General features: G+C 71.9%; 19 protein-coding genes. 10 read left to right on the top strand and 9 right to left on the bottom strand.

Going from position 1 to position 19,214, the window contains the following annotated elements:
* The 3 genes from AB0J39_RS28090 to AB0J39_RS28080 all read right to left on the bottom strand — a co-directional run.
* Nucleotides 1–255, bottom strand: a 255-nt coding sequence (locus tag AB0J39_RS28090) for a hypothetical protein (RefSeq protein ID WP_363469767.1), incomplete at its 3' end; no start/stop codon positions are given.
* A 197-nt stretch (nucleotides 256–452) separates the two neighbouring features.
* Nucleotides 453–1,094 (bottom strand): phenylalanine--tRNA ligase beta subunit-related protein, encoded by a 642-nt coding sequence (locus AB0J39_RS28085; protein ID WP_363469766.1) that lies wholly within the window; start codon nucleotides 1,092–1,094, stop codon nucleotides 453–455.
* Between the two features lie 10 nt (nucleotides 1,095–1,104).
* Complete coding sequence (locus tag AB0J39_RS28080) at nucleotides 1,105–1,680, bottom strand: TetR/AcrR family transcriptional regulator (RefSeq protein WP_363469764.1); 576 nt, start codon at nucleotides 1,678–1,680, stop codon at nucleotides 1,105–1,107.
* Nucleotides 1,681–1,748: 68 nt separating this feature from the next.
* On the opposite strand from AB0J39_RS28080, the gene AB0J39_RS28075 reads away from it, so the two are divergent.
* Nucleotides 1,749–2,507 (top strand): SDR family oxidoreductase, encoded by a 759-nt coding sequence (locus AB0J39_RS28075; RefSeq protein ID WP_363469762.1) that lies wholly within the window; start codon nucleotides 1,749–1,751, stop codon nucleotides 2,505–2,507.
* Nucleotides 2,508–2,523: 16 nt separating this feature from the next.
* Here the strand turns inward: AB0J39_RS28075 and AB0J39_RS28070 are convergent, their stop codons facing one another.
* Both AB0J39_RS28070 and AB0J39_RS28065 read right to left on the bottom strand, forming a co-directional pair.
* Nucleotides 2,524–2,904 (bottom strand): YbaB/EbfC family nucleoid-associated protein, encoded by a 381-nt coding sequence (locus AB0J39_RS28070; protein WP_363469760.1) that lies wholly within the window; start codon nucleotides 2,902–2,904, stop codon nucleotides 2,524–2,526.
* 26 nt (nucleotides 2,905–2,930) lie between these two features.
* Nucleotides 2,931–3,320: a YbaB/EbfC family nucleoid-associated protein gene (locus AB0J39_RS28065; protein WP_363469758.1), complete on the bottom strand. Its 390-nt coding sequence runs from the start codon at nucleotides 3,318–3,320 to the stop codon at nucleotides 2,931–2,933.
* An 81-nt stretch (nucleotides 3,321–3,401) separates the two neighbouring features.
* Between AB0J39_RS28065 and AB0J39_RS28060 the strand changes: the two genes are divergently transcribed.
* Genes AB0J39_RS28060 through AB0J39_RS28050 form a run of 3 tightly spaced genes read left to right on the top strand, consistent with a single transcriptional unit; the run spans nucleotide 3,402 to nucleotide 5,094 of the window.
* The gene (locus AB0J39_RS28060; RefSeq protein ID WP_363469756.1) at nucleotides 3,402–3,728 is read left to right on the top strand and encodes a hypothetical protein; all 327 of its coding nucleotides are present in this window, start codon (nucleotides 3,402–3,404) and stop codon (nucleotides 3,726–3,728) included.
* Nucleotides 3,729–3,747: 19 nt separating this feature from the next.
* Entirely contained in the window at nucleotides 3,748–4,731 is a 984-nt protein-coding gene (locus tag AB0J39_RS28055; protein ID WP_363469754.1) for a hypothetical protein, read from the top strand.
* Nucleotides 4,732–4,767: 36 nt separating this feature from the next.
* The gene (locus AB0J39_RS28050; protein ID WP_363469752.1) at nucleotides 4,768–5,094 is read left to right on the top strand and encodes a DUF2283 domain-containing protein; all 327 of its coding nucleotides are present in this window, start codon (nucleotides 4,768–4,770) and stop codon (nucleotides 5,092–5,094) included.
* 166 nt (nucleotides 5,095–5,260) lie between these two features.
* Here the strand turns inward: AB0J39_RS28050 and AB0J39_RS28045 are convergent, their stop codons facing one another.
* Nucleotides 5,261–7,801 (bottom strand): glycoside hydrolase family 9 protein, encoded by a 2,541-nt coding sequence (locus tag AB0J39_RS28045; protein WP_363469750.1) that lies wholly within the window; start codon nucleotides 7,799–7,801, stop codon nucleotides 5,261–5,263.
* Between the two features lie 196 nt (nucleotides 7,802–7,997).
* Here AB0J39_RS28045 and AB0J39_RS28040 point away from each other — a divergent pair, with 196 nt between their 5' ends.
* The 3 genes from AB0J39_RS28040 (at nucleotide 7,998) to AB0J39_RS28030 (ending at nucleotide 11,002) form a co-directional block, all read left to right on the top strand.
* Nucleotides 7,998–8,582 carry a helix-turn-helix domain-containing protein gene (locus AB0J39_RS28040; RefSeq protein ID WP_363469748.1) on the top strand — a complete coding sequence of 195 codons (585 nt, stop codon included), beginning with the start codon at nucleotides 7,998–8,000 and terminating at the stop codon, nucleotides 8,580–8,582.
* On the top strand, nucleotides 8,575–9,876 hold the full coding sequence (locus AB0J39_RS28035) for an MFS transporter (protein ID WP_363469746.1): 1,302 nt from the start codon (nucleotides 8,575–8,577) through the stop codon (nucleotides 9,874–9,876). The genes AB0J39_RS28040 and AB0J39_RS28035 overlap by 8 nt, the downstream gene beginning before the upstream one ends.
* Before the next feature lie 61 nt (nucleotides 9,877–9,937).
* Complete coding sequence (locus AB0J39_RS28030) at nucleotides 9,938–11,002, top strand: MBL fold metallo-hydrolase (protein WP_363469744.1); 1,065 nt, start codon at nucleotides 9,938–9,940, stop codon at nucleotides 11,000–11,002.
* A 21-nt stretch (nucleotides 11,003–11,023) separates the two neighbouring features.
* Here AB0J39_RS28030 and AB0J39_RS28025 read toward each other — a convergent pair whose 3' ends face one another.
* On the bottom strand, nucleotides 11,024–12,553 hold the full coding sequence (locus AB0J39_RS28025) for an FAD-dependent oxidoreductase (RefSeq protein ID WP_363469742.1): 1,530 nt from the start codon (nucleotides 12,551–12,553) through the stop codon (nucleotides 11,024–11,026).
* Between the two features lie 457 nt (nucleotides 12,554–13,010).
* On the opposite strand from AB0J39_RS28025, the gene AB0J39_RS28020 reads away from it, so the two are divergent.
* The gene (locus AB0J39_RS28020; protein WP_363469740.1) at nucleotides 13,011–13,490 is read left to right on the top strand and encodes a MarR family transcriptional regulator; all 480 of its coding nucleotides are present in this window, start codon (nucleotides 13,011–13,013) and stop codon (nucleotides 13,488–13,490) included.
* 166 nt (nucleotides 13,491–13,656) lie between these two features.
* Nucleotides 13,657–14,559, top strand: a complete 903-nt coding sequence (locus tag AB0J39_RS28015; RefSeq protein ID WP_363469738.1) for an SDR family oxidoreductase — start codon at nucleotides 13,657–13,659, stop codon at nucleotides 14,557–14,559.
* Nucleotides 14,560–14,561: 2 nt separating this feature from the next.
* On the opposite strand, the gene AB0J39_RS28010 is transcribed toward AB0J39_RS28015, so the two are convergent.
* The gene (locus AB0J39_RS28010) at nucleotides 14,562–16,967 is read right to left on the bottom strand and encodes a glycosyl hydrolase family 65 protein (protein ID WP_363469736.1); all 2,406 of its coding nucleotides are present in this window, start codon (nucleotides 16,965–16,967) and stop codon (nucleotides 14,562–14,564) included.
* Nucleotides 16,964–17,707, bottom strand: a complete 744-nt coding sequence (locus tag AB0J39_RS28005; protein ID WP_363469734.1) for a beta-phosphoglucomutase family hydrolase — start codon at nucleotides 17,705–17,707, stop codon at nucleotides 16,964–16,966. Before AB0J39_RS28005 ends, AB0J39_RS28010 begins: the two co-directional genes overlap by 4 nt.
* A 155-nt stretch (nucleotides 17,708–17,862) precedes the next feature.
* Between AB0J39_RS28005 and AB0J39_RS28000 the strand changes: the two genes are divergently transcribed.
* A complete protein-coding gene (locus tag AB0J39_RS28000; RefSeq protein WP_363469732.1) occupies nucleotides 17,863–19,065 on the top strand; it encodes an ROK family transcriptional regulator in 1,203 nt (400 codons plus the stop codon).
* Nucleotides 19,066–19,214 lie beyond the last annotated feature (149 nt).

Here is a 19,214-nt window from a genome sequence, read left to right as displayed (position 1 = left end):
CGGCGGGGCCGTCTGCGGCGCCGGGGTCACCGGCGCGGGAGCCTCCGGTGCGGCAGTCGCGGTCGCACCGTTCGCGGCGCCTGCGGACTTGGACGGAGCGGGCTTGGCCGTCCCGTTGTAGTCAGCGAAGAAGTGCCACCAGGCCTGGTCAACAGACTCGGGATCTTCGAGATACTTCTGGTACAACTCGTCGACAAGCCACTCATTTTGCCCGAAGCTTGCCAGCGGGTTTGTCCGCGACGACTCAGACGACACGGCGGAAATCGCCCTCTTCCGCAGATCGGCGTTGATGTTTGGTGAACCTGTCCAAGGCTACTCGCCTCGCACACCGAGGTGCGCCCCGGCGGGTCGCAGGCCCCGGCCCATCCTCCCAGGATCGATAAAACAGGTCACGCGCGGATAGCCCGTCTGGGTGGTGAGGTAGTCCTTACCCTCTGGTCACATCGACTGGGTCAGCCGATGAGCCGCGACTCGATCCGGATATTGGGACTTATATCGGACAGCATACCCGTGAGGTCGTCGCCCGCCGCACGCAGCGCGTCGGGGGAGAGCGGTTCGAGACGCTCCAGGAGGAAGAGCGCGTCCACGGTGTCCTCGGTGATCCTCGTCCTGACGCACTGCCGCCAGTTCCACCGACGGCAGGTGACCCCGGCGTCGTCGCGCCACACCACCTCGCCGATCTCCGGGTCGCCCAGCGCCTCCTCCGACGGCTCGTCGCCCGCGGCCCGCACCAGCCGCGCGGCGCCCTGGTAGCGGCCCAGGTCCTCGCCGCCGATCGGCAGGCCGTGCCGTACGGACACGGTGTTGTAGGCGTCCACCACCAGGTTGATCTCGGGGAGCGGCATCCGGCGGACCAGCGCGTCGACCGACGGCCGGGTGCGCTGGGGCTTGGCGCCGAAGGCGCGGTAGGCGTTCCGCCAGGCCTCGATCCTGGGATCGTCCAGCGGCACGGCCTCCGCGGCGGCGCCGGCGAGCCAGGCCCGCGAGCGGTCGTCGGACGGCCCGTTGCGCAGGCCGTACGCGCAGATCACCAGGACGGCGAAGTCCGGACGCAGCGCCGTGACGGCGTCGTCCACCCAGATGTCGTCGATCACGCGCGACAGCCTACGGCCACGCCCGCATGGCGAGTGCCGCCACCACCTGCAGGTCCTCCCGGGTCGCGCCATCCCTGGCCTGGGTGGACATGCCCTGGATGACGGCGGCGTAGAAGGTCGCCAGCGCGGGGGCGTCGGTCTCGGGCGCGAGGAGGCCGGCCTCGACGTCCCGCTCGACACGGCGGCGGATGGCGGCCTTGCCGGCCTCGCGGTGCGCCCGCAGCTCCTCGATCACGCCGGGATCGCTCGTGTTCACCCCCGCCGAGATGACCATGCACCCGGGCGGGTGCGCGGGATCGGTGTAGACCTCCGCCGCCTCGCGGAGCAGGCGCTCGACGGCCGCCCGCGCGGCCGGCTCCCCGGCCAGGGCCCGGGCGGCGAACGCGCCGTGGGTCTCCTGGTAGCGCCGCACGGCCTCGCCGAACAGCCGGCGCTTGTCGCCGAAGGCGGCGTAGAGGCTGGGCGGGTTGATGCCCATCACGGCCGTCAGTCCGGCGACCGAGGTCGCCTCGTAGCCGTGCCGCCAGAACTCCTCCAGCGCCCGGTTCAGTGCGACGTCCCGATCGAACGCCCTGGACCTTCCCATGCGCCGATTTTATAGCGGTCGCTACAAGTCGTGTTATTTTGTAGCGAACGCTAAAGAAAGGAGCGGTCATGACCGCACTGCACGGCAAGACGGCGCTGGTGACGGGCGCGGGCAGGGGGATCGGCCGGGCGATCGCCGAACGGCTGGCGGCCGACGGGGCGCTGGTGGCGGTGAACTACGCCAGGGACGAGGCGGCGGCGAAGGACACGGTGGCGGCCATCGAGGCCCGGGGCGGCCGGGCCTTCGCGGTGCGGGCCGAACTCGGCGTGCCGGGCGACGTGGACGAGCTGTTCGCCGGGCTGGACCGGGAGCTGGGACCGGAGGCGCCCATCGACATCCTGGTCAACAACACGGGGATCACCGTGCGGGGCACGATCGAGGAGATCACGCCGGAGGGTTACGACAGGGCGTTCGCCGTCAACACGCGGGCGGCCTTCTTCGTCACGCGCCGGGCGCTGCCGCGCATCCCCGACGGCGGGCGGATCGTGACCGTCACCTCGGGGGTGACCCGGATCGCGTTCCCCGAGGCGATCGCGTACGCGATGACCAAGGGCGCGCTGGAGACCTTCACACTGGCGCTGGCCAAGCACCTCGGGCCAAGGGGGATCACGGTCAACAACGTGGCGCCGGGGATCGTCGACACCGACACGAACGCGGACTGGCTGCGCGGCGACGAGGCGGCCTGGGCGGCGTCGGCCGGCCGGGCGGCGCTGGGCCGGGTGGGCACGCCGCGGGACGTGGCCGGGGTGGTCGCGTTCCTCGCCTCCGACGACGCGGGCTGGGTCACCGGCGCCACCGTGGACGCCACCGGCGGCAGCGACCTGTGACGCCCTCCCCGGGCTCTCAGTCCCAGGGGACGTCGAGCAGCCGCTCGAACTGGGCGGCGGCCTCGTCGGGGTCGAACCCGGGAAGGCCGTCGCGGATCAGCTCCCGGGTCCGGCGCGCCGCGTCGAGCCGCGCCCGGGAGACGGCGGCGCGCACCTCCTCCGCCAGCGTCCGGCTGTCCAGGCGCATCGCGCGCGGCCCGAACGCCACGTCCAGCACCAGGCCCTCGGCCGACACGGTGGCCGTCACCTGACCGGAGGCCGCCTCGCCCGTGCCGGTGATCTCTTCGAGGCCGGCCCGGGCCCGCTCGGCCCAGGCCTGGACACGCTCCGCCTGCTCCTCGGCCCGGGCGAGATCCTCCTCGCGGATGTCGGCCGGGTCCATGCGAGAGCCGTACACGGCGCCTCCAGTCGGGTCGTGAAGGGTCACAGCAGGTCGCGGGCGATCCGCTCCACGCGGTCGCGGACGAACCCGTCGTCCAGGGGCGCGGGGACGTCCGCGGTCTCGGCGAGGGCGGCGTCCATGATCTGCCTGGTCCTGGCCTCGGCGTCCCGCTGGGCCGCGCGCAGCACGGCCGTCACCTGCCGGCCGAGCGCCTCGCGGTCGAGCCGCATGACGCGCGGGTCGAAGTGCAGCTCCACGATCTCGCCCCGGCCGTCGGCCACCGCCCTCATCGTCCGGCCGGGGCTTTCCGCCCGTCCCGTCACGTCGCGGACCAGGGCCCGCGCGTCCTGCAGCCGCCGCATCATCGCCCGGCCCTCCAGCAGCACGCGCTCCAGCAGCTCGGCGTCGCCGTCGGGGGAGGGGGTCGTCATGAGAAAGAAGGTTATCGAAAGTTAGATCAGTGTTTACTGTGATCCGTACGAAACGGGAAGTGGGGGAGTTGAGTCTGCGGCATGGAGTCGGGACTGGAGATCATCCACGACCGGATGAGGCAGGACGCCTCCCGGATGCAGGTGCACGGTGAGGACTACGCCGCCGCGCTGCGCCGGCTCAGGGAACGCGGGCTCGGGGGCGCGGCGTGGCAGGACGACGGCCTGCTCGGCATGCTGGCCGGGCCGTACGCCGAGTGCACGCTTCTGGGGGTGGAGGCGCTGACCGGCCTGTCCGCGGCGATGGGCGACACCGGCGACGGGCTGGGCAGGGTGAGCGCCCGCGTCGGCGAGGCCGAGGGTGCGAGCCTGTCGCGGTCCCGCGACCTGTACGGCGAGCAGTGGGCGTGACGGGGGCCCGACGGTGGGTGTGACGGTTCCCCCGCAGGTGGAGATGATGCTGACCCTGCTCGGCGTGCCCTGGCCGAACGTCGACGAGGACGAGATCCGCAAGGACGCCGACGCCTGGCGGACCGTGCTCGCGGGCACCGACAGGTCCGGTACGGCGGCGAACGCCACGATCGCGGGGACGGGTGAGGTCTACCGCGGCAGGTCGGCGACGGCGCTGGCCGGCTACTGGAGCGAGACGGGCGGCGAGGGCGGGCATCTGAGCCGGGCGGCGGCCGCCGCGCGGATGGCCCCGGCCGTGCTCGACAACGCGGCCTGGCTGACGACCGGCGTGAAGGTCGCGGTGGCCTCGACCGCCGTCTACACGACCGTGCGGGTGGCCAGGGCGTACCTGGCGGGCGGTCCGCTCGGCGCGGCCCTGGCCGCGGCGGAGATGTTCCGCTCCCGCGCCGCCATCGGGCAGATCCAGCGGGAGGGCGCCGAGGGCGCCGGACGGGTGCTGGCCCCCGCGCTCGACCGCCGGGTCACCGAGCAGTTCCGCCGGATCCTCGAAGGCCTGCGCCGCCCGGGCGGCGGGGGACCGGTCCCCGCGTTCGCCGGCGCGGGTCACCGCATTCCGGCCCGGGGGACGGTGGGTCCCCGCGCGGCCGCCGGCCGATCCCCGCACGACGGCCTGGCGCTCATGGGGCGCAGCAACAAGAACGCCAGGAGCGGCGGCAACGGGCGCCGCGGCGGGGGCGGACGCCGTGGCGGCGGTGGAGGCGGCGGCGGAGGCGGGGGCGGCGCCCGTGCCGGCGAGGACGGCCGGACCGTCCACAGCGAGCAACGCCAGAGCCAGCGTGGCTTCAGCGACGACATGATCGACGACGTCAAGGCGAACGGCCGGAGGAGCCGTGGGCACGATCCCGGCACCTCCGTCTACGAGACGGACAAGCTGAAGGTCGTCGTGAACGACAGGACCGGTAACGTGATCACGGTCATCCGCAAGAAGAAGAGAAGGAACTAGGCGACCTGGGCGCCGGGCGAGGGTGGGAGGTCTGACGTGCGCATCGATCACGACAGAGAGAACAACGTCGCCTACATCTACCTGGTCGACGAGATCGGCGAGGGAGAGGCGGTCACCCAGATCGAGGTCGAGGACGACGAACTGCGCGGGGAGATCGTGCTGGACCTGGACCGGGAGGGGCGGCTCCTGGGCATCGAGGTTCTCGGCGCGTCGCGCATCCTGCGGCCGGAGGTCCTCGCCCAGGCCGGCGACGAAGCGGACGATGAAGCGGACGACGACGCGGACGACGACGGGGACGAGGGAGACGAGGGCGGACAGGGCGGCGGCGTCGGTCTGCCGCCCTACGAGCCGCATCTGCGCTGAGCCTCCCCTGCGCTGAGCCTCCCCTGCGCTGAGCTTCCCCTGGTTGGGCTCCGCCTGCGCCGAGCTTCCCTGCGCCGGGCTCTCCTTGCGCTGAGTCGCCGATGACATGGAACCGGCCGCCGCCTCTGCTGTGGCGGCGGCCGGGGTCTTCAGAAGCGGCGGCCCGTCAGACGGAGCAGGCGGCGCCGTTCAGGGTGAACAGGTCGGGTGTGGGGTTGGCCCCCGGCGCACCCTGGCCGTTGAAGCCGAAGGTGACCGACTGGCCCGGCCTGATGGTCTTGTTGTACGACTCGTTCGCGGCGGTCACGGTCGCCGCCTGCTGCGAGAACTTGGCGTTCCAGCTGAGGTCGACCTTCTGGCCGCCCAGGAACGACCACTTCAGCGCCCAGCCGTCGATCGCCTTCGTGCCGGTGTTCTTGAGGGTGATCTGGGTGGTGAAGCCCGTCGGCCAGCTGCCGTGCGTGGTGTAGGTGACCTTGCACGAGGCCGGAGCCTTGACCGTGCCGTCGCCCTGGTCGGCGATGAAGGCCGAGATCCACGACAGCGGCGAGTTCCAGTTGATCGTCAGCTCGTTGGTCGCCCACGAGTTGATGTCGTCGATGTAGCAGAACTGCGCCACGCAGCCCTTCAGCTTCGCCTGGGCCACCGGGTCCTGGATGCTGGAGTTGGCGCCGCCCGCGAGCGTGCCGCGCGGGGGGTTCGGCAGCGAGGTGTCCAGCGCGTGGGCGTACCACCTGCTGTGCTGGTTCTTCGACGCCACCTCGCCGTAGCCGGTCACGTACGACTGGTTGAGCGCGTTGCGGCCGAAGATGTAGTCCACGCCCTGCAGCACGCCGTCGCGGTACTTCACGTCGCCTGTGAGGTCGAAGGCCGTGGCCAGGACCACCAGGTTGTTGACGATGATGCTGTTCGATCCCCAGTCGTAGTTCGTCGTGTCGTACGGCAGGCCGTAGGGGTGGGCCTTCAGCGCGGCGAGGTACTTGTCCGCGCCGGCCACCACCGAGGCGCGCACCTCGTCGCGGCCGGGCAGGGCGTTGGGCACGGTCGCCAGGTCGAGACGGCCGAGCGCCGCGACGTTGCCCCAGTCCATGGCGCCCGTCTTCCAGATGTCGGCCGTGTGGACCGGCGAGGCGAGGAGGTAGTCCTTGTACTCCTTGTCACCGGTGGTGATGTAGAGCTCGGCCGCCGCCCAGTAGAACTCGTCGCTGACGTTGGCGTCGTCGTAGGTGCCGCCGCCGACTCCGTCGGCGGTGGAGGCCAGGATGTTCGGGTTCGCCTTGGCAGCCGTCCACGCCTTCTTCGCCGCGGCGAGGTTCTTCGCCGCGAACGCCGCGTCGTACGGCGCGAAGATCCGGGCCGCCTGGGCGGCCGTGGCGGCGAGGTTGAGCGTCGCGGCCGTGGTGACGGGGTGCAGCTCGCGCTTCTGCGGGTCCAGGTGGGGCAGCAGCGGCAGGCCGGTCCAGTTCTCGTCGTGGATCTTGTGGTGGGCCATGCCGTCGGGCCGCTGCATCTTCAGCAGGAACTCCTGCTCCCAGCGGGCCTCGTCGAGCACGTCGGGGACGTCGTCGCCGCTCTCGGGGATGTTAAGGCTCCCGATCGGCTTGGCGGTCGCGGCGTTCTTGGTGCGCTCGAACTCGCTCATCAGCTGGGCGACCGAGATGCCGCCGTTGACGACGTACTTGCCGTGGTCGCCCGCGTCGTACCAGCCGCCGGACACGTCCAGGGTGTAGTCGCAGACGCCCGGCTGGCAGGGCACGTTCTTGTCGCCCTGGTTGGGGGCGACGCCCACGTGACCGGCGGGCCGGCCGTACCCGGGACGCAGGGCGTCGTCGATCGCGATGCCGCTGCGCTGGGTGTAGTAGAACTTCAGCGCGTCGAGCTTGAGGTCGGCGTACGCGTCGGGCTTGATGTCGAACGGCCGGCTGGTCTCGCCGTCGGCGGTCAGCGTGTAGCCGGTCCCGGCCTTCACGTACGAGCCGAAGTCGACGGAGTGGACGTTCTGCCCGGAGCTCGCGTCGACGCCGCGCGGGGTGGTCGTGCCGTGCGCGACCACGGTCCCGGCGGAGTTCTTGAGCTGCCACGGCAGCGCCTCGGTGGCGTCGGTGACCACGGTGGCGTTCTTGGGGCCCTTGGGCAGGTAGGCGACCTGGTTCACGCGGACCCGGGGGCCGGTGTCGGGCGTGTAGACGTCCGGCGGCGCGCCGCCCTTGAGCGAGACGTTGTCCACGCAGAACCGCCACGCCGTCGCGCTGCCGCCGATCTGGAAGACGACCTGCGCGTTGGGCAGGTCGACCGGCGAGGTGAACGTGTAGCTGTAGGTGTTGCCCGAGACGCTGAGCTCGGGGGCCGCCGCCACGTACTGCGTGTAGGGGTCGGTCGGGAGCTGGACGAACGCTCTGGCGACCTTTCCGGGGGTCGCGGTGGCGAAGAAGCTGAACGCGTACGTCTCGTCCTTCACCAGCGGGATGTCGTTGACGCCGACGATCGCGTCCCAGGGGTTGGTCGTCCCCGCCGGGACGTCGGTGCAGAGCCGGCCGTCGGTCAGCTCGAAGTTCAGGTTCGCGGTGTGCCACCACGGTTCCGTGGTGGTGTCGAACGTGCCGTTGGGGATCTGTTCCGGGCCCTCCTCCGCCGTGGCGGGAGGTGTGCCGGTCAGGCATGCCGTGGCCAGTGCCGCCACGGTGAGGATGCCGATTCGTCTGAGCACAGTCGTCCTCGGGGGGTGGTGTGGGAGCGCTCCCAAGCCGGTGAGCGAATGGCATGTTTCCTTCGGGTTTCAACGGGCGTCAACGATGCGGGCGTGAAGACGCCGTTGACCGGCCATTGTGAAGCCGCGCAACTGAAACTTTCATTTCCGCAGAAATATCTTTGCAAAGCTTCCTTTGCAAATTAGTGTCCGAGACATGGATCAGGAGGTCTTCCACGTCCGCGATTCCCGGACTCTGAAGGCGGTCGCCCACCCGCTGCGGGTGCGGCTGCTGGGGGAGCTGCGCACGAACGGCCCCGCGACCGCGACCGAGCTGGCCGGGCGCCTCGACGAGAGCTCGGGCTCCACCAGCTATCACCTGCGTCAGCTCGCCAGGTTCGGCTTCGTGGAGGCCGATCCCGGCCGGCGCGACCGGCGCGAGCGCCGGTGGCGCGCGATCCACCGCTTCACCTCCTGGAGCGACGTGGAGATGGCCGCGACCGCCGAGGGCCGGGAGGCCGCGGCGTTCCTGCGGCGGCGCCAGCTCGAGAAGCTCACCGCCGACGTGGAGAACTTCGAGCGCGAGCGTGACCTGTGGAGCGAGGCGTGGGTCGAGGCCGCCGGCATGTCCGACCTGGTGGTACGGCTCTCGCCGGCGACGGTGGCGGCCCTGTACGAGCGGGTGTCGGCCATGTTCCTGGAGGCCGCCGAGCGGGACCGGGACGATCCCGACGCGCGCACGGTCGCGGTGCTGCTGGCGGCCCATCCGCGCCGGGACGACCCGGCGGCCGGGCGTGAGTGAGCGCGGGCGGTCGCTCGCCGAGACCCCGCGGCCGGGCATGCGTGACCACGGGCGGTACGCCGCGATCGAGTTCCTCACCTGGCTGCCGACCGGCCTGATGATGGCGCCGATGGTGCTGCTGATGGCCGGGCGCGGGCTGGACATCGCCGAGATCGGCCTCGTCACGGCCGCCTACTCGGTCACCGTCGTCGTCCTGGAACTGCCGACCGGCGGGCTCGCCGACGTGCTCGGCAGGCGGTCGGTGCTCGCCGCCTCGGCCGTCGTCGGCGCGGCGGCGCTGACCGTGATGGCGCTGGCGCACTCCGCCTGGGCGTTCCTGGTCGCGTCCGTGCTCAAGGGCGTCTCCCGCGCGCTGTCCAGCGGACCCGCGCAGGCCTGGTACGTCGACACGCTGCACGAGCGGCACGGCCCGGACGCCGACCTCAAGCCCGGGCTGGCGGCGGGCAACGTCGCGGGCTCGGCCGCCCTGGCCATCGGCACCCTCGCCGGGGGCCTGCTCCCGCTGGCCGTACGCCGGGACCCGCTGGCCGCGCCGGTCTGGGCGGCGGCGGGCGCCGCGGTCGTCCTCCTCGTGGCCGTGCTCGTGCTGATGCGCGAGCCGGGCCGTACGGCGCGGGGCCCGGGCCGGGCGGCCCGGCTGGCCGCGGCGGTCCGCGACGTGCCGGTCACGATCGCGGGCGGAGTGCGGATCGGGCTGACCGACCGCGGTCTCGGCCGGCTGCTGCTGGTGGCCGCGGCCGGCGGCGTGCTGCTCAACACGATCGAGATGCTGACCCCCGGCCGGCTCGCGGAGATCACCGGGCGGGCCGAGACCGGCGGCGCCGCCTACGCCTTCGTGACCTTCGCCGGGTTCGCCGCCAACGCGCTCGGCAGCTCGCTCGCTCCGGGGGCGGCCCGGCTGGCCCGGGGCTCCGTCCGGGCGGCGGTGCTCGCCACGGTCGTGGTGGCGGCCGCGGTCGCCGCGCTGGCCGCCTCGGTGGCGCTGCGCGGCTGGGCCGCGATCGCCGCCGCCGCGGCCGCCTACGTCGTGCTGTTCACCGCGCTCGCGGTCGCCTCCCTGCTCAGGGCCGAACTGGTGCACCGGCGGGTGGCCGCGGACCGCCGGGCGACCGTGATGTCGGTGGACTCCCTGCAGCTCCAGTTCGGCGGCATGCTCTCCTCGCTCTGCCTGGTGCCGCTGGCGGGGGTCGCCGGCGCCGGTCCGGTCTGGGCCCTCTCCGCCGGGGTCGTCCTCGCCTCCGCCCTCCTGTACGTACGCCTCCCCGCCGGCCCCGCCCTGGGGCACCCCCGGTAGAACGATATTCGGTAAGGCGGCACAATCGATTCGGCAGAGCTGCGAGAGGGGCGGGGAGCCGATGAACAAGGTGAGTGTGACCGCGGCGAACGAGGCGCAGCGCGCGGCGTGGCTGGGCGGGAGACTGCCCGAGGTCGAGCGGGTGCGGCCGGGGCTGTGGTCGATCCCCGTCCCGATCCCGATCAACCCGCTGCGCTACGTGCTGGTCTACGCCCTGGAGGTCCCCGACGGGGTAGTGATCATCGACGCCGGGTGGAACACCGAGGAGGCGTACGGCGCGCTCGTCGCGGGGCTCGCCACGGCCGGGTACGCGATCACCGATGTGAAGGCCGTGCTGGTCACGCACATCCACCCGGACCACTACGGCCTGGCCGGGCGGATCCGCGAGGTCTCCGGCGCGTGGATCGGGCTGCACCCGGCCGACGCCCGCATCGTGCACGACCGCTACGACGAGTCGGCGATCGAGTCGCTCGTACAGCGGGAACGGGCTCTGCTGCTGAGGTGCGGCGTGCCGGACATGACGGCCGAGGAGCTCGCCGGGGCGTCGGTCATGCTGCGCCAGTTCGTCACGATGGCGACCCCCGACCGGCTCATCGAGGACGGCGACCGGCTCGACCTGCCCGGCTGGGACCTGCGGGCGGTGTGGACCCCGGGTCACTCGCCCGGTCACCTGTGCTTCGCGGAGCCGGAGCGCAGGCTGCTGTTCTCCGGCGACCACGTGCTCGCCCGCATCACGTCGATGGTCGCCGTGCACCCGCAGTCGGCGGCCAACCCGCTGGCCGACTACCTCGACGCGCTGCGGACGGTGGGCAAGCTCGACGTCGAGGAGGTGCTGCCCGCCCACGAGTACCGCTTCCTTGAGCTGGCCGACCGGGTGGACTACGTGATCGCGCACCACGAGGAGCGACTGGACGAGGTGCGCCGCGTCGTGGCCGAGGGCGACGGCTCCACCTGCTGGGACATCGCCACCCGGCTCACCTGGTCGCGCGGCTGGGAGGAGATCCCCGCGCACATGCGGCGGGCGGCCAACAACGAGACGCTCGCCCACCTGGTGTGGCTGGAGCAGCGGGGCATGGTGACCCGCGTGCCCGGCGAGCCCGACCTCTGGCACACGCCGTCCGCCTGAAGCCGCCGGGCCGGGCCGCGGTCAGGCGGTCATCGCCGCGGTGGGGGTCGTGTCCCGCCGCGGGCTCGCGGGAGCGCCGATGTTCAGGTGGGTTTCGAGGTAGGCGTCGACGACGTCCAGGTCGGCGGTCACGGCGGCGACGTAGCCGTCGGGGCGTACCAGGACCCACTGTCCGGAGGCGAGCCCGTAGCCGTCGCGGACGTGCCGGCCGGTGTCGACGATGTCCCCGCGTTCGCCGATGGTGTGGACACGCACGCCGCGCCGGGCGGCGGGGGCCTCGCCGGCGGGCACGTCGTAGCCGATCAGTGTCCAGTGGGTGCCCGTGAAGAGGGAGAACAGGCGGGTGGGCAGGCCGCCGGCACCGGTGACGGGCGCGTCGGGAGCGCGGTCGCCGGCGAGCACGCCCGTGGTGCGCCGGGGGTCGGTGTGGCTGAGCGGCGAGTCGCGGTAGCCGAGGTCGAGCTGGGAGACGTCCCGGTCACGCCTGGTGTCGCCGTTCTTGGCCCCCTCCAGCAGCCGCTTCGACAGGCCGAGCACCGCCTCCGCGATCGGGCGGCGCTCCCTCTCGTAGGACGCCAGCAGCCGGTCCGGGGCGCCGGCGAGCACGGCGGCGAGCTTCCAGCCGAGGTTGTAGGCGTCCTGCACGCTGGTGTTCAGTCCCTGCCCGCCGGTCGGCGGGTGGACATGCGCCGCGTCCCCGGTCAGGAACACGCGTCCGGCCTGGTAGGCCCCGGCCAGGCGGGCGTTCATCTCGTACGCCGAGGCCCACGAGACCGAGCGGATCAGCACGTCGTCGCGGCCGGTGCGCTCGCGCACCAGCTCGGTCAGCCCCCGCGCGGACAGGTCGACGTCCACGTCGAACGGGACCGGAGCCTGGAGCTGGAACATCTCGGTGCCGTAGAGCGGGCACAGCATGATCTGGTCCGATCCCCGCCCCCAGCGGTGCCATGCGTCGAATGAGACCCCCTCGGCGACCACGTCGGCCACCACGGCGCGCACCCCGAGGGTGACGCCGTCGAAGGCCACTCCCAGGGACTTGCGCACGAAACTGGACCCGCCGTCGGCGCCAACCAGGTACCGCGCGCGCACGGTGCGCGCACCGTCGGGTGTGAGAATGCGCGCGCTCACCGAGTCCTCGTCCTGGGCGAAGCCGACGAGTTCGTGGTCGTAGTGCGGGGCGTGACCGAGCTCGGCCAGCCGCTCGCGCAGCCTGCGCTCCGTGAGGAACTGCGGGACCAGCAGCGCCATCCAGTAGGGCTCGGCCGGTGTCGGGCCGCCTGTGGCCATCGTGGTGTCGACCGGGCCGTCGTCGGTGTAGACGCGCTGGAGCGGATACTCGCCGCCGGAGGCGACGATCTTGTCGATCACTCCGAGGTCCTCGAACACCTCCTGGGTGCGTGGCTGGATGCCCTTGCCTCGTGATCCGACGAACGGGTGCGCGGCCTTGTCGATCAACAGGAAGCTCACGCCCCGGCGGGCCAGATCGATCGCGAGGGTCTCCCCGGCCGCCCCGGATCCGCAGATGATCACATCGACATCGGTCTCGGTCATGTTCAGCTCCTCTTCGGCATGGATCCCGGCAGCTCGGCTGTCCGGAATTTATGTGTAAAACGCACACATCTTAAGAAGGGCGAAGAGAGTCCGTCAATCGCGTGCCTGATAAGATGCTGAGAACAGGCCGGGTCGTCCGGTTGCGGGGGCGAAATATATGTGTTGATTACACTGACCTTGTGATGGCCTGCCAGATGTCGCGCGGGATCGCGCAGTCCTCGCCAGACCGGCGCCACGGCGCAGCGAGGCCCGCGTCCGTACGGCGGGCCCGTCGCCACAGTGGCGGGATCCGCCTCCCTGTCGTCGGCGGCGCCGCAGGCAGACGTCCTAAAATGCCCTTCGCATCCGGTCCTCTGAAGAGACCCGATTCTCCGCAGAGACCGGACGCGCCGGAGCTTCAGGAAGGGCCGGAGCTTCAGGAGAGGCCGGAGACTCAGGGAAGGACGGTGCAGCCGCCTTGACCGCACGGCGACGCCAGACCACGTTGCGCCGTCTCCACGGGGCCATCGTCGACCTGGTCGTGCTGATGAACCTGCCCAGCCGCGACGACGTCCTGCTGGCCGAGGCCGGCGTCTCCCTCGACCGCGCCCTGTTCCACGTGCTCGTCGGCGTCGAGCGGTTCGGGCCGATCGGGGTGGGCGAGCTGGCCGAGCGAGCCGGACGCGACCACACCACCATCAGCCGCCAGGTCGCGAAGCTCGCGGCCCTCGGGCTCGTCGAGCGGCGCCCCAGCCCTGCCGACGCCCGGGTGAAAGAGGCCATCATCACCGCCGAGGGCCGCCGCGTCACCGACGCTCTCGACGCCGCCCGCCACCGCCTCGCCGGTCCCGTTCTCGCGCAGTGGAGCGACCGGGACCTGACGGAACTCGAACGCCTCATGCGCCGCTATGTCGACGACATGCTCGCGGCGACGGCGAAGGCCGCCGACGGAGACTAGAAGAGCCCGGACCGGCTTCGCCCGCGCCTTCAGGCGCGCCTACGGCTTGCCATCCGGCGCGTACCGCGGGCACCGGACGGCTTCCTCGGGCTGAACGGTTCGGGATATCGTTCGGGAAGTACTAGAACGATGTTCTCTTCTGGTCCTGCGAGGGAAGGGTGGCGCCATGTCTGAGGGGTCCGAGCTCAGGTTCGACGGGAGAGTGGCGATCGTCACCGGAGCCGGGCACGGTCTCGGCCGGTCGCACGCGCTGCTGCTCGCCCAGCGGGGGGCGAAGGTCGTCGTCAACGACCTGGGCGGCGCCCTCGACGGCTCCGGCGCGTCCGCGGGCCCGGCGGCGGAGGTCGCCGAGCTCATCGTGAAGAACGGCGGCGAGGCGGTGGCCAGCACCGACAACGTCGCCACCCCGGAGGGCGCGGAGGCGATCGTGCGGACGGCGCTCGACGCGTTCGGCCGCGTGGACGTCGTCGTCAACAACGCCGGCATCCTGCGCGACCGGTCGTTCGGGAAAATGACGGTCGAGGAGTTCGACGCCGTGATCGCCGTGCACGTGCGCGGATCGTTCCTGGTCAGCCGGGCGGCGTTCCCGCACATGAAGGAGCAGGCGTACGGGCGGATCGTGAACACCTCCTCGCCGGCCGGGCTGTTCGGCAACTTCGGCCAGGCCAACTACTCCACGGCCAAGATGGGCCTGGTGGGCCTCACCAAGACGCTCGGCATCGAGGGGGCGCGGGCGAACATCAAGGCCAACGCGATCGCCCCCGTGGCGTGGACGCGGATGACCGAGTCGCTGCTGCCCGCGGAGTTCGAGGAGAAGTTCACCCCCGAGCGGGTCAGCCCGCTGGTGGCCTACCTGGCGCACGAGAGCTGCGAGACCAGCGGCGAGGTGTTCTCGGTCGGCGCGGGCCGGGTCGCGCGGGTGTTCGTGGCCGAGGGGCCGGGCTGGCGGACCGACGACCTCACCGTCGAGGCGCTCCGCGACAACTGGGAGGCCGTCATGGCCGAGCAGCCCTATCTGCCGACCAAGCTGGGCGAGCAGGCCGGCGCCTCCCTGCAGGCCATGCTCTGACCTCAGGGCTCCTCGCCCGGCTGCTCCGGCGGGCAGGCGAGGTCGGTGAAAAGGTCCCCGGGCCGCCGCGGAACGGGCGCGCGGCCGGGGGGCTGCCTGACCCGCAGATCGGGGAACGGCGGCGTCGGGTTGCGCCGGGACTGCGGCTGCGCGCCGAGCGTGAGCTCCTCACCGTGGTGGGTCAGCGTGATGGGGGTGCCGTGCAGCAGCCGGTACGTCGTGCCGTCCGACGTGACGTCGACCCGCAGCAGGCGGCCCCGGTAGCGCACGCGGAAGGCGAGCCGGGTGATGCCCGAGGGCAGGCGGGGAGCGAAGCGGACGCGTCCCTCGCGTGCCCGCATGCCGCCGAACCCCGCCACCAGCGCGATCCACGCCCCGGCGAGCGAGGCCATGTGGACCCCGTCGCGGGTGTTGTGCTCCAGGTCGCGCAGGTCCATCAGCGCGGCCTCGCCGAGGTAGGCGTAGGCGAGGTCGAGCTGCCCCACCTCGGCGGCGAGCACGGCCTGGGTGGCGGCCGACAGCGAGGAGTCCCTGACGGTCAGCGCCTCGTAGTAGGCGAAGTCACGCGCCTTCTGCTCGGGGGTGAACGCCTCGCCGCACAGGTGCATGGCCAGCACGAGGTCGGCCTGCTTGACGACCTGCTTGCGGTACAGGTCGAAGTAGGGGAAGTGGAGCAGCAGCGGATACTGCTCGGGCCGGGTGCCCGCGAAGTCCCACACCGCGTGCCCGGTGAACCCCTCGCTCTGCTCGTGGACCCCCAGCCGTTCGTTGTAGGGCAGGTACATGGCCGCGGCGGCGTCGCGCCACGTCGCCGTCTCCTCCAGCGTGACCCCGAGCTCCTGCGCGCGGTCGAGGTGACGTACGGCCACGGCGGCGGCGGCGCGCAGGTTCCGCTGCGCCATGAGGTTCGTGTAGACGTTGTTGTCCGCGACGGCGCTGTACTCGTCGGGGCCGGTCACGCCGTCGATGCGGTAGCGGCCTTCGGCGTCGTGGTGGCCGAGCGCGCACCACAGCCGGGCGGTCGCGACGAGCAGTGGCAGGCCGATGTCCCGCTCGAAGGCGGTGTCCTCGGTCGCGTCGACGTACCGCGTGACCGCGGCGGCGATGTCGGCGCTGACGTGGAAGGCCGCCGTGCCCGCGGGCCAGTAGCCCGAGCACTCCTCGCCGTTGATAGTCCGCCACGGAAAGGCGGCCCCGCGCAGCCCGAGCTGTTCGGCGCGCGCCTGCGCGAGGGGGAGGATCGACTGCCGCCACATCAGGGCGTCGGCGGCGGCTCGGGGATAGGTGTAGATGGCCACCGGCAGCACGAAGCTCTCGGTGTCCCAGAACGCGTGGCCGTCGTAGCCGGAGCCGGTCAGACCCTTGCCGGGAATGGGCCGCCGCTCCAGCCGGGCACCCGCCTGGAGCAGGTGGAACAGCCCGAAGCGCACGGCCTGCTGCACCTCGGCGTCGCCCTCCACCTCGACGTCCGCGCCCGCCCAGAAGTCGTCGAGGAAGGCGCGCTGCTCGTCGCACAGCCCGTCCCACCCGGTGAGCCGGGCCGCCGCCAGCGCCGCCACGACCTGGTCGTGCATCGCGGGCCTGGAGCGCTTGGCCGACCAGCCGTAGGCGAAGAACTTGTCCAGCCGCAGCCGCTCGCCGGGTCTCAACCGGGTGGCGACCGTCACCCGGCTGACGTTGCCGCCGCCGTCGCACTCGACCCGGGTGCCGTCCGGGCCGTCGATCTCGTGGCGCATCCCCGCCGCGACCCGCAGCCGGCTGGCCCTGGTGGAGTGGACCATGACGCACACGCCGTTGCGCGCGGTGACGTTCTCTTCCAGGACGAGCGGCGCCTCCAGCGCGGCGGCGGCGCGAGGGTCGGCGGTCGGCGACGGCACGGTCTCGTTGGCCACCAGCTCTGACTGGACGACCACACTGAGCGGCTGGTCCACCGGCTCCACCTCGTAGCGGACCACGGCCACGGCCCGGTGGGTGAACGACACGAGCCGGGTCGAGGTGATCCGCACCTCCGCCCCGGTCGGGGAGCTCCAGCACACCTTCCGGGTGAGCGTCCCCGCCCGCAGGTCGAGGACCCGTTCGTGTGAGTGCAGCGTGCCGTACCGGACGTCGAACGGCTCGTCGTCCACCAGCAACCGGATCAGCTTGCCGTTGGTGACGTTGACGACCGTCTGCCCGGACTCGGGGTAGCCGTAGCCCGCCTCGGCGTACGGCAGCGGGCGCAACTCGTAGAAGGAGTTGAGGTAGGTGCCGGGCAGCCCGTACGGCTCGCCCTCGTCGAGGTTGCCGCGCAGCCCGATGTGCCCGTTCGACAGGGCGAAGACCGACTCGGTCTGGGCGAGCACGTCGGTGTGCAGGTGGCACTCCCGCACCGACCACGGCTCGACCACGAAGGCGGGATGTTTGATCATTTCTCGTCCAGCAGGTCGGAGAGGTCGGACACCACCACGTCGGCGCCGTTGTCCCGCAGGGCGTCGGCCTGATGCCCGCGGTCCACGCCCACCACGACGGCGAAACCGCCCGCGCGTCCGGCGGCGACCCCGGCCAGCGCGTCCTCGAACACCGCGGCCTCGGCCGGGGCGAGGCCGAGCGCGTCGGCGGCGGCGAGGAACATGTCGGGGGCGGGCTTGCCGGCCAGTCCGCGCCGCCTGGCCACCTCGCCGTCGACCCGCGCGTCGAACATGTCGTCCAGCCCGGCCGCGGCGAGCACGCGTGCGGTGTTGGCGCTGCTGGAGACGACCGCGCGGCGCAGCCCGGCGTCGCGGACGGCCCGCAGGTAGCGCACCGACCCCTCGAAGACCTCCACGCCCTGCCGGTCGAGGATCGCCTGCACCAGTTCGTTCTTGCGGTTGCTCAGGCCGTTGACCGTGGGCATACCCGGCGGGTCGTCCGGCTTGCCCTCGGGCAGGTCGATGTCCCTGGACCGCAGGAAGGTCCGGGTGCCGTCCAGGCGTTTCCTGCCGTCGACGTACCGCTCGTAGTCGCCGGTCTCGTCGAAGGGCACGAACGGAGTGCCGCTTCCGGCGGCCCGCTCGCGCAGGAACTCGTCGAACATCTCCTTCCACGCCGCCGCGTGGACCCGCGCCGTGCGCGTGAGCACCCCGTCCATGTCGAACAGGCAGCCGCGCACCTCGTCCGGCAACCCCAGCATGCGCCCTCCAACCGTTCTCCTGCTCTTCTACCCCGTACGCCGGAAGCCACTTTTGCTGATTCCAACGAAAGGTTGCATCAGATCGATAAAAGCTCTTCCCAGATCAGCAGAAAAGGGGTACGTTTCCAGCCAATCACTGGGACGCGGAGGCGTGGGTGAAGAGGACGACCATCAGGCCGGAGAACGTGCACCAGGCCGCGCTCCTGCGACTGCTGAGGGACGGCGGGCGTTCGCGCGCCGAACTCGGCGACGTGGTGGACTTGTCCCGGTCGAAGCTCAACGTCGAGCTGGACCGGCTGATCGAGCTCGGGCTCGCCGAGCCCGACGGGCTGGCCGCCTCGCGCGGCGGCAGGCGCTCGGGCCGGGTGCGCATCGCGCGTGACATCCGGTTCGCCGGGATCGACATCGGCGCCACCTCGATCGACGTCGCGGTCACCAACGGAGAGCTCGAGGTGCTCGGTCACCTGAGCGAGCCCTGCGACATCAAAGAGGGACCCGGCGTCGTGCTGGACCGGGCCATCGAGCTGCTCGGCAAGCTGAGCAGGGACGGGCTGTTCACCGACCTCAGCGGCGCAGGCATCGGCGTCCCCGGGCCGGTGAGCTTCGCCGAAGGCGTCCCGGTGGTGCCGCCGATCATGCCGGGCTGGGACCGCTACCCGGTCAGGGAGACGGTCGGGCAGGCACTGTGCTGCCCCACGGTGGTCGACAACGACGTCAACATCATGGCTCTCGGGGAGCTGCACGCGGGCCTCGCACGGCATGTCGAGGACTTCCTGCTCGTCAAGATCGGCACCGGTATCGGCTGCGGCATCGTGGTGGACGGCAAGATCTACCGCGGTGTGTCAGGCAGCGCCGGCGACATCGGCCACATCCGGGTGGACGACCTCGGGCCGGTCTGCTCCTGCGGCAACTCCGGCTGTCTGGAGGCGTACTTCGGCGGTTCCGCGCTGGCGCGGGAGGCCGTCGCGGTGGCGCGCTCGGGCGGCTCGCCGTACCTGGCCGAGCGGCTCGCGGTCGCGGGCACGCTGACGGCCGAGGACGTCGCCGCCGCGGCGGCGCAGGGCGACGCGGGCGCGATCGGGCTGATCCGCGACGGCGGGCGCCGGGTGGGCCAGGTCCTGGCGAGCCTGGTGAGCTTCTTCAACCCCGGTCTCGTGATCATCGCGGGTGGTGTGGCCAAGCTCGGCCACGTGCTGCTCGCGGAGATCAGAAGCGTCGTCTATCGCCGGTCGCTGCCGCTCGCCACCGGAAATCTGCCGATCGTGCTGTCCGAACTGGGCGACACCGCGGGTGTCATCGGCGCCACCCGCCTGATCAGCGATCACGTCTACTCCGACCACGTCTATTCCGGCAACTGACATCGTTGGGAGATCCCCATGGGAGACGAACACCCCCTGCTTCAGATGAGGGGGATCGTCAAGCAGTTCCCCGGCGTGCGTGCGCTGGACGGCGTGGACCTTGAGGTCAGGGCCGGGGAAGTGCACTGCCTGCTCGGCCAGAACGGTGC

Origin of the sequence: Microbispora sp. NPDC049633, assembly GCF_040675265.1 — a bacterium.
Classification (GTDB): Bacteria; Actinomycetota; Actinomycetes; order Streptosporangiales; family Streptosporangiaceae; genus Microbispora; species Microbispora maris.
This window is presented reverse-complemented; position numbering and strand designations above follow the sequence as displayed.

What these genes read in the sequence shown, in the direction of transcription:
- AB0J39_RS28065 (WP_363469758.1), bottom strand. Translation starts at nt 3,320, where the DNA reads ATGACGACCCCCTCCCCCGACGGCGACGCCGAGCTGCTGGAGCGCGTG.
- AB0J39_RS28030 (WP_363469744.1), top strand. Translation starts at nt 9,938, where the DNA reads ATGAACAAGGTGAGTGTGACCGCGGCGAACGAGGCGCAGCGCGCGGCG.
- AB0J39_RS28015 (WP_363469738.1), top strand. Translation starts at nt 13,657, where the DNA reads ATGTCTGAGGGGTCCGAGCTCAGGTTCGACGGGAGAGTGGCGATCGTC.
- AB0J39_RS28060 (WP_363469756.1), top strand. Translation starts at nt 3,402, where the DNA reads ATGGAGTCGGGACTGGAGATCATCCACGACCGGATGAGGCAGGACGCC.
- AB0J39_RS28010 (WP_363469736.1), bottom strand. Translation starts at nt 16,967, where the DNA reads ATGATCAAACATCCCGCCTTCGTGGTCGAGCCGTGGTCGGTGCGGGAG.
- AB0J39_RS28075 (WP_363469762.1), top strand. Translation starts at nt 1,749, where the DNA reads ATGACCGCACTGCACGGCAAGACGGCGCTGGTGACGGGCGCGGGCAGG.
- AB0J39_RS28040 (WP_363469748.1), top strand. Translation starts at nt 7,998, where the DNA reads ATGGATCAGGAGGTCTTCCACGTCCGCGATTCCCGGACTCTGAAGGCG.
- AB0J39_RS28025 (WP_363469742.1), bottom strand. Translation starts at nt 12,553, where the DNA reads ATGACCGAGACCGATGTCGATGTGATCATCTGCGGATCCGGGGCGGCC.
- AB0J39_RS28080 (WP_363469764.1), bottom strand. Translation starts at nt 1,680, where the DNA reads ATGGGAAGGTCCAGGGCGTTCGATCGGGACGTCGCACTGAACCGGGCG.
- AB0J39_RS28005 (WP_363469734.1), bottom strand. Translation starts at nt 17,707, where the DNA reads ATGCTGGGGTTGCCGGACGAGGTGCGCGGCTGCCTGTTCGACATGGAC.